The organism is Saccharothrix sabaoui (assembly GCF_051756985.1).
In the GTDB taxonomy this organism is placed as follows: Bacteria; Actinomycetota; Actinomycetes; order Mycobacteriales; family Pseudonocardiaceae; genus Actinosynnema.
Genome location: NZ_JBPKJK010000228.1, coordinates 1 through 11,322, shown reverse-complemented (window position 1 = coordinate 11,322; position 11,322 = coordinate 1). Strand labels below are relative to the sequence as shown.

Genomic DNA, 11,322 nt, shown 5'->3' with positions numbered 1-11,322 from the left:
GTGACAAGCCACTAGCCGCAAGGTCTGACCGATCACGCCCCTGTACGCCCAACGTGACGGACTGCGGAGCAAGTTGACCCGCGCGCACACCTACCTCGTCCAACCGAAAGCCCTACAGCGGCTTAGGCTTGCCGATCTACCTTCTGGAGGCGACATGGCTGAGCGTGTGGTGCCATATGAGGTCTTCTATGTGCCATGGAGCCTTGGCGACAGCGACGCGATGGCGCGGTACGCGGCGACGTGGCTGAACAAGCAGGCGGGCACGCCGCTAGTGCTCTTCCCCGACAAGCCCAGCAGTGAAGAGGACGCCACCCTCAACCGGCTGACCGCGGGTGCGGCGGTGACTTGGCGAAAGAGCTTCCGCATGGCCCAGTGGTCTCAGGGGCCAGTGCTGGCGGCGTGGCCAAGCGGCAGCGTCTTGGAGTTGCTGTCCAAGGAGCTTCGCTCCAAGGTCACAGCGCTGTGCGTGATGGAGTGGGGCGACAGCGACCAGGACTGCATCAACTGGTTGGCCGGGCATCAGGCCCGCAGTGTGGTCGACGGCCAAGTGCACCCGCGCAGCGAGGTCACGCTCGACCCGGTGGTCGAGGTAGCCATGCGTTTCCTCGAGCAGCGCGTCAACCACGGCAACAGCCTGGCTGGTGTCTTCGATCGGCGCGACGCCATCGAGACGTTGCAGGTGCTGCACAAGGCCGGCTACCGGTACGACCTCGATGATCTATGCATCTGGTCGTACGCCAACGGCTTCAACTTCAGCGAGGTGGAGCGCCTGCGCGAGTTCGCCGTGGGGGTTCAACAGGGCAAGCGGTTCCAGCTGAAGGCCGGACGAGCGCTGCGACCTGACATCGTGAAGGTTTGGAGAGCTGAAGCCGAGGGACGCTAACTACACGGCGTCGTTCCCTATGGTTGCCTCCTCCACTGCCATGGCGCTTCTAGGTCGGCCAGTGCTTCGACAGTGTCCGATCAACCAGGAGTGCTTCGACCTATGGTCGAGTAATGACTGTCCCGTACATGGCCGTCGCAAGTTGATCGATGCTCGCTGCCAGACGCTCCTTTGCCCCCGGCTGAGCCATGCCGCGACGGCTCGGGTGAGGTCCGACGAAGACCGGAACGCCCAGCAATTCGATGAGCTTCGTTGTGGCAGCCCGTCGCCACTCAACACGGGCGATGCTGCCCAGCAGTAGAACCGCCTCGATCTCAGGCAGCAGCGCCAGCAGCCGCGGCAGCCATTGCCGTGCATCGCTGATGCCCTTGCGAGAAGGGTACGGTGAGACGGTCGGCCAGGGCACGGTGTTCCAGTGCAGTATCTGGTGCCAGTTCACACCAGCCCGCCGATACTGGTGGTAACACCGCTCGGCGGAGGGGTCGTCGTTCTCCAGGCTGAGCAGGCCGGATCCGTTCGCCTTCGCTGTCTTGGGTCCGGGCGACTGGAGCAGCACAAGTGCTTGAGCAGCGGTGCCAGCGAACTCCGGATCTGGATACGGCACGTCGCCGGGCATTAGCCCCCGAGCAGCCGCGATCTCATCGGCGAGGGCGACGAAGGGGGCGATGTGCGGTTCGCCCAGGCGGGCGTGTTTGGCACGGACGACATCTGGCGACCGGTTGGCGCGTGCGGGCATGGCGCGTCTCCTCGTGGTTGTAACGTCCCTCCTCCAGAAGCGGATCTCGTGTCAGGCTCGTTACAGGCCACCCGGAGCTTCTTCCCACTGCGCCCGGCGAGCCGCCTTTCCCTCCCGTTCCTCGGCGATGCGCTGCTCTCCTTCCAGCTCCTTCAAGACGCCGTGAGCTTGTCCCCGAGCGACCAGCGCGCGCGAACGGTCCGCCCAGTGGCGCCGTCGACCGTTGTAGGTCCAGTTGCAGCTACACAGGCGGCCACTCGGCGCGTACTGCGACGCACTGTAACGAGTAGACCACAGCGCGACACTATCACCCCTGGGACCAGGTTGACGCGTATGTAACGAACGTCAGCCGCGAACGATCTATTGACTACTCCACCACTAGAGCGGAACGACTTTGACTGACGTAAACTTATCTGTTCGCACCGATCTGGCCGCGCAATGAGCGGGCCTATTAGGAAGTACTTCGGACCGTATCTAAACCGATGGATTCTGACGATCGGTGGCGCAGCACTCCTCGGACCGATAGTGTTTGGCGTCCAGCCTTGGGACACAGACAATCCCGTATTTTGGGTAACGGCACCCTTCTGGGCAGGACTGTTCGGCATCGGGGTTCTACGGATTCTCGGAAGGAAGACCCGTCACCCGAAGTCCTTGAAGACAGAGCCCGCGACAGAAATTCTCGCCAGGCTCAGAGACTCAGCGGAGGAATTTTGCCTGTTGCTACGGCCGTTCGGTCATGATGGGGCAACTGTTCTCCACCGCGGGCGTGCGACCGGCATTCTATCCGTCGGTGCCACGCTTGAGGAAATCGTCGCGCTGTCCATAGAGCGGGTACTCAACGTACCCACCTATGCGGTCGTTGACCAAGATCTCAAATTTGCGACACCGGGGCCGATCTATATGCATGCTCCGAACAATGACTGGAAACGCCATGTTCGCGAGTTGATCGTCGGCGCCCAGTTCATCGTCCTCATGCTGCCGGAGGGGCAGAAGTCGTCAGATATCCGCTCTTCGTTTGCGTGGGAGCTGGAGCAGATTACTCACTTCGGGCTCCAGTCGCGGGTAATCCTGGTGCTTCCCCCGAAGCGTAAATCGGATAATGGCCAAGCCCATCGAGTAGCACTACACCAAGCCTGTGTCATACTCGCAGCGATGGACGGCTTCGCTGGCACCGTCGATGATGTTGACGATTTGCATGTGGCTCATCACGAGAAGTCCATGCCCAACACGACGTTTCTCATCAAGGCCGATCGATCCCATCCCAACTGGACATCGAATCGGATAAGTCCGATGGTATATTACTCCAAAACGCCGGGAGTGCTGCCAGGGCTACCAAATTTCGTCCAGGCTATGCAGGAGATCGTGGAGTTGAGTCGCGAGACGGAGATTTAGATCAGTCCCCTTCGTTCACTAGGAAATTGCCACCATCAACTGGTTTGTGCTCCGGCGACAGCCCCATCCGAACAACGACTCTACGCGCGCGCTTTGATGACATCGTCGTACGCGGCCTTGAGCGCGGCGGGGAGGCCGCGCTCCAGTTGGGTCGCATTGGCGTAAAGTAGAATTTTGCTTGTCCGGATATCGAACGCCATCTCCGTATCTTTCCGGGCCGTACGGATCAAGCGCTTCTTAGCCCCGACGGCGACACCGGCCTCGAAGTAGACGTTCGGACTGTTGAAGGTGAAGTCGGCCAAGACGATGCTGGACTCGTGGATGCGCGTGATGATCTCGGTCGTAATTTCGTAGTCGCCTTGCTCCAAGTCCATACGCAAGGGATCGATGGGAAGCTTCGACGATGACACCGCTCGAAGAATCGCTTCGTAATAGTCAACCAGAGCCGGCTGCTCTTCGAACCTGAATGACATGGCGATGAACATCGTCAGTTTTTCCGCAGACGACGATTGCAATCCATCAGCACGAGGAACGAAGTCGCGCCTCATTAGAACTCTGTCATCAACTCGTGCGTAGACTTCGCCGCTCGCCGTTCGTACCGGCGCGATTTCATCGGGAGCCCTGGGCACTGAAATAACGACGACATAGGCATCAAGCCCTTCCGTCGAGGCCCCCGCCTGTACGGCGTCCACCCGGAAAACGACTGGCAAGCTTTCTTGAACCTTTTTCAATCGAACCATAAGACGCTTGACTTCAGACGTTTGTATACCGACAAGCGTGCCGTCATCCCCTACCCCACATAAGAGGGTCCCTCCATCCGTGTTGGCAAACGCCACGATCTCACGCACGAGCACGTCCACATGCCGAACCTCGAGCTTGAACTCGACATACTGGTTCTCGCCCTCGGCCACAAGAGCTTCGAGCTCTGACAAATCCAATCTCTACTCCTAGGGGTAACAGCAGGATCCACCATCACCGACAGCTGCGACTCTACGGCACGTCGGTCGTCAGGGCTTAAGTGCAGGAACCGTGCAATGCTAGTGATATCATTACTTGCGCTAACGTGACTGCATGTGTCTCAACGCGTATCCTTGAGTCTCTGCGCAACCGAATGTATCGCTTCGACATACGGACGATCTTCCAGCTTCGTCCGGTCGTCGAGATCGTCGAACGGAAGTATTGCGGCGTGCTCCGGGTTGATCGTTAGCATCCAGGCACACCAGGCATCATGAACATCGGACGACGTGACGGCCTGGCCTTTTACACGCACCAGCACCGCGTACAGGATGAACAGCTCTTCGGCGCCCTCTGGCGGAGTTGCGTACGGCGGCAACGCCGCCTTGATCAAAGCAGCAACTTCCTGCAGGTACGGCATCATGTCGTCACTCGTCCAATGAAAAGAAGGATATAGAGGCCAGCAAAGACGAACGGGACCGTGCGCTCGACAGTGCCTAGTTCAGCGTAACGGCCACGCCAACCCGGAACCGGATCCTTCTTCAAGCTGGCCCACTCATCCGTGAAGATTTTTATAGGCAACCGCTCTTCCGTAGCGTTGATAACCGCGAACTTTGCACGATTGAGATCGCGGTAGCTCCTCAACTGCAACCACCACGAGAGAGACAGAACCATTCCGGCAATCGCGACGACGAGAGAGGTCCACCACGGCATCGACTTCAATGACGGTGTCGCCAGCCCCACAACAGCAATGAAGCCCGTTTGAACCGCAAGAAAAAAAGTGTTAGTCGTTGAACGCCGAGCAGAGACTCGGTCAGCCATCTCGACGGCCAGCTTGTACAGTTCGATCTCTCGGGGATCGACTTCACTGATTTGCTTAGGTGGCTCTTCAGTCATCGTCCACCGCCCACAAGCTTCTTCAAGTTATCCCAAGTCCACTTGTAGATCTTGTCAGACGCCTTCGCGGTCGTGGGCTTCTTCCCTGTCGAGTCGGAGTAACCGTTGAGCAGGAAGTACTCGATTCCTTCCTCCTGGGCGATCTGCAACTCGATAGCGACACCTGTAGCGGTATCGGTGTGGTTCCCGCAGATAACGATGACCAGGTCTGACGCGCGGATGCGACGTCGCGCCTCTGCCTTCCACCCCGGTGACGCAACCTTGATCGACCAGTCAGCAATCGTGAAAGGAGAGTCAGGAAGCTTCGCCTGTCCGACAAGAAACTCCTTCAGAACGACATCGTGATCGTAGTCGAAGCTGATAAACACTCGTTTCGCCATGCTGCCCCTTTCTCCGAAGACAACACAGACTACACCGCAGTCAGGCCACGTCCCTGCGTGCGACACGAAGGAAACGCGCCCTGACGGCTAGGCGTGGTCGTTATTCTGAACTTCTAGCTCCTCCTCCAGCACCCACACGAACGCCACCCCGGCCCGCGGCAGCATCCAGCCGTCGAAGCTGATGTTCACCGTCTTCGGCTCGTCGGTGCGCCGGGAGTGCTCGACGCGGGAGGCCTGGCTGCTCGCGAAGAAGTCCAGCGTGTTGATCCGCCGGATGCCCACCTGGCCGTAGTCGAACTGCACGTGGAAGCCCTTGGTCGGCCTCGGCAGATCGAGGTACAGCAGATGGCCGTGGCGCTGTACGAGTACTCGGTATGTGTACGCCACGGTGACGCCACGTCCCGCGTGGGCACGTCCGAGGTTGACGGCATAGACCTGGGCGCCAGAACGCGAGGTCCGGCGCACGGCCTTCTCCTTGCCGTCAACGGAGAAGCTGGTGAGTTCGTAGGCGTCAGGGCTGGCCGCGTCCAGCCCGCTTGACTGCCCGAAGTACCACGCGGAGGTGACGCTCGGATCGCGCAGCATCTCGCGGTACTCCGCTTGATCATTGACGCAGGCGAACCGCATCGTGCCACCCGCAGGCTGGACCCTGTACTCCCAGCGCACCGTGGCGACGAACATCGAACCGCGACCGGTCGCTGGGCCGCCCGACCACGGGCTGAGCGAGACTGACGTCTTCACGTCGTACCAGCGTTCGGGTGCGTGGATGACTTGGTCGCGAAGGTCGGTGTAGAGGTCCCTCGCGAGTGCGTTGTCCTTGAGCCTCAAGGCGATGGCGTTGGTAGCCACCCTGTCGAGGTGATCGTCGGAGGCGACGTCCTTCAAGGTGTTGGGATCGAAGGCCAAGGCTTCGAGCACTGCGTCGCGGATGGCAGGTGCCTCGGCATGCACGGCTTCGCGGAGCCCTTCCTTGGTGTGCTGCTCGCCGAGCTCGCGGTCCAACAGCTCAAAGAAGAAGCCAACGACGCCGATGCCGAAGAGCCCTGAGCCAAGTTCGGTCAGAGGGATGGGGATCGGCAGCGCCGCAATGGACGAAAGTGGTCAAGTGTCGAAAGCTGGCCGAGCAGGAACGTTGAAGCCTGTCATACGTGATTCACCAACCTCAAGTACACAGAACACGGAACGTGCCCGGCCCGGAGCTCATCACGAGTCTCGCTTATTTCGCAAATTCGGCGGTGCCCACGAGGCTCAGCATTGGCACATGGGAGCGGAAGTGGCTGCGACTAGAAGCGAGTACGCGCCATCTTGTTGAACATTTCGCTATAGCCCTCAACAGCAGCGACAGCCCGCTCAACCTTGCCACCGAATAGACCGACGCTCAGCGGTGCCCAGAGATCTCCTTGCGCGTCAATTTCCGCTTTAATCTCCCCGACAGCCCCCGACCCGTACCGAGCACGCCACGTCGAACGGCCGAACCAGTTTGAGTGTTTCAGCCACGAACGCCCCGCAGCGTCCCCCGCCTCCAGGCTCGCGAAATCTTGCGAAATCAACCCGAGCATGACTTCAGCCCTGTCGAACGCGTCGTCAAAGGCAGCTTCGTCGATGTATTGATCCACAAAGTGTGGCTGCAAGATGGTATGAAGCCACTCTGCTACAGGCGTATAGTAGACACCCGACTGGCGACCAGTGAAAACCCGGAGTGCAGTGCGCGGATCTTCACCCGTCTTTGCCGACCTCGAAATGACGCTAGGGAGCAATCTATCCATTCCCTCGAAGGGCACCCATGGATTCTCTGCATCGATTAGCACCTGACGCCCCGTACCATGCTGCTGCGGAATGGTTACATCGACCAGCAGAGTCTTCAGGTTATCCCAACGGCCTTGTCCGGTTGCCGCTAGGGCTGCGGTGAACACAGAAACGAGCGCAGGCACATGGTGCAAATTCAGCAAAACGCCGTCGCCGCTCTTCAGCTTCGCAGCTTCTCCGGCAATCGCTTTGAGCGCTGATACCCACGGTGCAAGGGACTGCCCTTCACCCCAGCGAGCAGCGACTTGCAAAGAGGCGCAGAACGGTTCGGCAAGCTGCCAGTAGGACGCCGCGAGCTCGGCGCAGCGCACCATGCGGTCTTCACCTGATCCCTCTGGTAGCCCAGTAGGGAAGCGGTCGCTATCTCGCATAGCGGTCAAGATTCGACGTGCTTCCTCTAGTACGAGATCATTCAGCTTAATCTTCATTGCCGGTTCGGGAATCGCATCTTTCGCCGCTTGGCGCATCATGTTTACTCGCGCGGCCACGTCGCCCCGGTCGGCCGAGTCCGGTACCGTTGCAACATCCGACATCGCAGTTTTCACCACCCGACTAATCATCGCGATCAGCGCTTCAGCAGCAGTTGCCTCATCCTTACCGAACAAGTTGACGTATTGGATATCGCTCAGAGTTCTGCCCGCGCCGAGATCCCACTTCGGAACATCTACCTCAGCGAAGCGAACAGGAACCAGCCAAGTTGCTTCCGGGGGCAACATGCGAAACTCCTCGGCTGCGAGCGCCAACTCCTCGTTCATGTAGCCTCTTGCTTTGGCTTGAGATCGTTCAGAGAAGCAAGCTAGGAACAGCAGTGTTCCAGAGCGGATGGCTTCTCGGATCTTCCGCTTCCAATCATCGCCAGGCGCAAGAGAGTCGCGATCTCTCCAGTAAGGGATACGTGCCGCCTCCAGCATCGCACATAGTTTGTCGACTCGTTCTACGTCTTCGTGCACGTACGACACAAAGACATGCTTAGCTTCATCACTCGGCATGAGCTCGCGTCCAATCACTCGACAAACACACCGTTCGTCAATTCCGCTATGACGGAGGGGGCGGAAGCTGATCAGCGAGGACGAGCCATCTTATTGAACCCTTCAGCATAGTCCTTAGCCGCCGTAGTAGCCCGTTCAAGCCGTCCGCCAAACAGACCTGCGGCCAACGGTGCCCAGGACGTTCCTTGCGTCTCGATCTCCGTGGTGACGTCCGCTAGAGCCCCGCCCCCGTACCGGGCGCGCCATGTCGATCGGCCGAACCAGTAGGAACGCTTCGACCAGGCACGCTCCGGGTCAGTCCCAATCCAAGCATTCCAGATGTCCTGCGAGAGCAAGCCGAGCAGCACTTCAGTCCTGTCGAATGCTTCGTCGTATGCAACGTCATCCGTGTACTGGTCCTTGAAGTGCGGCCGGAGGATGGCGTATAGCCAGTCAGCCACTGGTGTCAGGAGCCGAGTGGCCTGGTTGCTGGCAAACATCTTGTAGACGGCGCGAGGTTCTTTACCGGTCTGGGCAGCTCGCGCGACGACGTTTGGAAGCAAGTCTTGCCACTCATCGAAGACGGTCCAAACGTGCTCCACTTGCATAAGCGGGTCACGTCCCCCTCCATGCTCGCTTGGCAGGGTGATATCTAGCAGAAGGGTCTTCAGGTTGTTCCACTGTCCGTCTCCTACAGCGGCCAAGGCCGCAGTGAACGTTGCGGTGAAGGCAGGAACGTGCCGCAGGTGCAGCAGTGCGACGTTGCCGCCCACCGACTTGGTGGCCTCACTTGCGATCGTCCTGAGCGCCGATGCCCACGGTGCAAGTACCTGCCCTTCACCCCATCGAGCCGCGATCTGAAGAGAAGCACAAAAGGGTTCGGCAAGCTTCCAGTAGTCCGCGGTAACCTCGGCGCAGCGCATTACATGCTCGTCGTTCGTTCCGCCCAGCCGGTCTGTCGGAAACCGCTCTCCATCCCGCATTGCCGTCGAGATTCGTTGCGCTTCGTCGGTGATGAGGTCGTTCAACTCGATGCGCTTGGCCGGGTCAAGGATCATGTCCTTAGTTAGCTGGCGAAGCTTGGTCAGCCGGTCGGCGTCATCGGCTTCCTCGACCGAGGCCCGTACTGTCGCCGGGTCAGGGCTGGTGGTACCTATGACCTTGCTGACCGTGTTCGTGAGGCTGACCAGGTTGGGCACGTACCTACTACCGAACAGATCCGCATAGTTGAGGTCGCTGAGGGTCCGGCCCGCACCAAGATCCCAAGCGGGGACCTCCACGTCATCGAAGCGGACGGGGATGAGCCAGGTCGCTTCTGGCGGATACTGGCGGAACTCCTCAGCAGCGAGGGTGAGCTCCTCGTTCATGTACGACCTGGGCTTCGCCTTGGTCTGCTCTGAGAAGCAGGCCAGGAAGACGAGGGAGCCAGAACGGATGGCGTCGCGGACCTTCTGCTTCCACTGGTCGCCGGGAGCAAGCGCTGTCTTGTCCCGCCAGTACGGGATGTTGGCCGCGTCCAGCGCTTCGCACAGCTGGTCGACCTTCTCCGCGTCTTCCCGCACGTAGGACACGAAGACGTGCTTGGCCTCGTCGCTCGGCATGGCGAGCAGGGTACTGCGGAGGTCCGACGGGCCAGGCTGGTTCTCCCCTGTCGAGCGGGAGGTGGTCGTGGGTCGTCGTCTTGAAGTGTTCGTCCGGCCGTTGTCGATGGAGGAGGGCCGGAAGCTGGCCCGGATCGGGCGAACCGCGAAGGACCCGGTGCGTCTGCGTCGGGCGATCGTGGTGTTGATGTCGGTCCGGGGGCAGGCGGTGCCGGACATCACGTCGTTGATGCAGGTCAGCGCCGAGTACGTGCGTGATGTGATCCACTCCTCAGGCTGCGGCCCCGGCAGCGGGGCCGGGACCACCCCCGCTCGCACGCGGAAGACTTCCTCGCGCGTCGAGGCTGGCGGGTGCCGGGCAGCGTGATAGGACTCGGTGAGCCCGTCGACAGCGGAGACGCCGAGCCGCTGCACGTCGGAGCGGTGGTGACTGGATCGACAGCGGTCCAGGCCTGTCGACGTGCATAGTGTTCGACTGGTTTCGTGGGGGTTGTCAACGATCTCGCAAAATTGCGAAATGAAGTTCACGAATTTACGAAAGAACACTTCGGGAAATTCGACGAAGCATCCTACACCTCACGCCGCCTGTCCCGCCACTTCCGAACGCCCGGCAGGAGCGACGAATCCTCGACCACACCGCGCCCATCCAGGACGCCCTGCACGTTGCCCAGAAAGCCCTTGGCGAAGCGCCGCTCCATCGCATGCAGCGCGGAAGGCACCCCCGCGCCGGCCACCACCAGCAACGGGTTCGCCATGACTGCGAAAACGGCGCCCGCGGCGAGCACCCGGTTCTTGACCGACGCGAAGTCGATCACGACGGTGGACCGGCCGTCCCCCGCCTCCACCACTGCGGCCGTGACCTGGCGCGTGACGCCCATGGTGGTAATGGTGAAGACGACCGTTACGGCCTCCTCGTCTAGCGCGACCTGCGGGTACCCGAGCAGTTCGACCGCGCCGACGAGGGCGTGGAACGCCCCAAGCCGCGTGGCGCGCAACGTCCGCTCGTACCGCTTGGACTTGGTGAGCGCCTGCTTGAGGTCGAGCTTCTCATCGGTGTGCGGGTCGTACGACGGCAGGACGCCGCGCCGTTCCAGTGCTTCCAGCAGGCGGCGGAAGTCGTATTTCCAGTCCTCGTCGGAAAGACGAAGGGCCTGCTGCCGCACGAGCGTCCACAGGCTTTCGGGAATGTCTTCCTTCGCTGGCATCCCGGCTCGCCCGACGAGCACCGGCACGAGCGCTATCCCATTGCGCAGCGCGGTCTCCAACTCCCGCCGGACCCAATCACCCGGTGAGTGGAGCCGGCGCTTCCCTACCCCGTCGACCTCGCTGGCCCAGTGCTCGCCCAGCACCACGATGACCGCTCTTGACGACCGCAAGGCCCCTTCGAGCCGCTGGACGTAGTCCTGCGCGGGCAGGTTCGAGTCGATGTCCCGGTAGACCCGTTCGTCCCCGAAGTAGTCCCGCAGGCCATCGGCCAACCGCCCGACCCACGGACCCGAATCAGAACGCCGGTAAGAGATGAAAATGCCACTGCCGACCTGTCGTTCCGCTGCCACGCACGCTCCAAGTCCGGTCCACGTCCGACAACGGCCCATCGCCCGGATCAGGTCACGCGTTTCACGTTCATAGAACGGCGATAAATCATTTCTCACAGTTCCGTCGACGACATCGTCCCGAGGTACGTGACGAGCCGGTGGCTTGTCAT

11 protein-coding genes are annotated in these 11,322 nt (G+C 60.7%); 2 read left to right on the top strand and 9 right to left on the bottom strand.

Features of this window, described 5'->3' with window-relative positions:
• The first annotated feature begins 154 nt into the window (after positions 1–154).
• Complete coding sequence (locus tag ACR807_RS38690; protein WP_438926498.1) at positions 155–883, top strand: DUF1889 family protein; 729 nt, start codon at positions 155–157, stop codon at positions 881–883.
• Positions 884–983: 100 nt separating this feature from the next.
• Here ACR807_RS38690 and ACR807_RS38685 read toward each other — a convergent pair whose 3' ends face one another.
• On the bottom strand, positions 984–1,619 hold the full coding sequence (locus ACR807_RS38685) for a uracil-DNA glycosylase family protein (RefSeq protein WP_438926497.1): 636 nt from the start codon (positions 1,617–1,619) through the stop codon (positions 984–986).
• A gap of 651 nt (positions 1,620–2,270) precedes the next feature.
• Here ACR807_RS38685 and ACR807_RS38680 point away from each other — a divergent pair.
• Entirely contained in the window at positions 2,271–3,011 is a 741-nt protein-coding gene (locus ACR807_RS38680; RefSeq protein WP_438926496.1) for a hypothetical protein, read from the top strand.
• A gap of 80 nt (positions 3,012–3,091) precedes the next feature.
• Here the strand turns inward: ACR807_RS38680 and ACR807_RS38675 are convergent, their stop codons facing one another.
• From ACR807_RS38675 to ACR807_RS38640, 8 genes are all read right to left on the bottom strand, one after another.
• Positions 3,092–3,949: an AlbA family DNA-binding domain-containing protein gene (locus ACR807_RS38675; RefSeq protein WP_438926495.1), complete on the bottom strand. Its 858-nt coding sequence runs from the start codon at positions 3,947–3,949 to the stop codon at positions 3,092–3,094.
• A gap of 140 nt (positions 3,950–4,089) precedes the next feature.
• Entirely contained in the window at positions 4,090–4,389 is a 300-nt protein-coding gene (locus tag ACR807_RS38670) for a DUF7701 domain-containing protein (protein ID WP_438926494.1), read from the bottom strand.
• A complete protein-coding gene (locus tag ACR807_RS38665) occupies positions 4,386–4,862 on the bottom strand; it encodes a RipA family octameric membrane protein (RefSeq protein ID WP_438926493.1) in 477 nt (158 codons plus the stop codon). Before ACR807_RS38665 ends, ACR807_RS38670 begins: the two co-directional genes overlap by 4 nt.
• Complete coding sequence (locus ACR807_RS38660) at positions 4,859–5,242, bottom strand: TIR domain-containing protein (RefSeq protein WP_438926492.1); 384 nt, start codon at positions 5,240–5,242, stop codon at positions 4,859–4,861. Before ACR807_RS38660 ends, ACR807_RS38665 begins: the two co-directional genes overlap by 4 nt.
• Before the next feature lie 87 nt (positions 5,243–5,329).
• Positions 5,330–6,244, bottom strand: a complete 915-nt coding sequence (locus ACR807_RS38655; RefSeq protein ID WP_438926491.1) for a hypothetical protein — start codon at positions 6,242–6,244, stop codon at positions 5,330–5,332.
• 281 nt (positions 6,245–6,525) lie between these two features.
• Positions 6,526–8,007: a toll/interleukin-1 receptor domain-containing protein gene (locus ACR807_RS38650; RefSeq protein WP_438926490.1), complete on the bottom strand. Its 1,482-nt coding sequence runs from the start codon at positions 8,005–8,007 to the stop codon at positions 6,526–6,528.
• Positions 8,008–8,108: 101 nt separating this feature from the next.
• A complete protein-coding gene (locus ACR807_RS38645; RefSeq protein WP_438926489.1) occupies positions 8,109–10,145 on the bottom strand; it encodes a toll/interleukin-1 receptor domain-containing protein in 2,037 nt (678 codons plus the stop codon).
• Between the two features lie 41 nt (positions 10,146–10,186).
• The gene (locus tag ACR807_RS38640) at positions 10,187–11,173 is read right to left on the bottom strand and encodes a toll/interleukin-1 receptor domain-containing protein (RefSeq protein ID WP_438926488.1); all 987 of its coding nucleotides are present in this window, start codon (positions 11,171–11,173) and stop codon (positions 10,187–10,189) included.
• Positions 11,174–11,322: the final 149 nt, after the last annotated feature.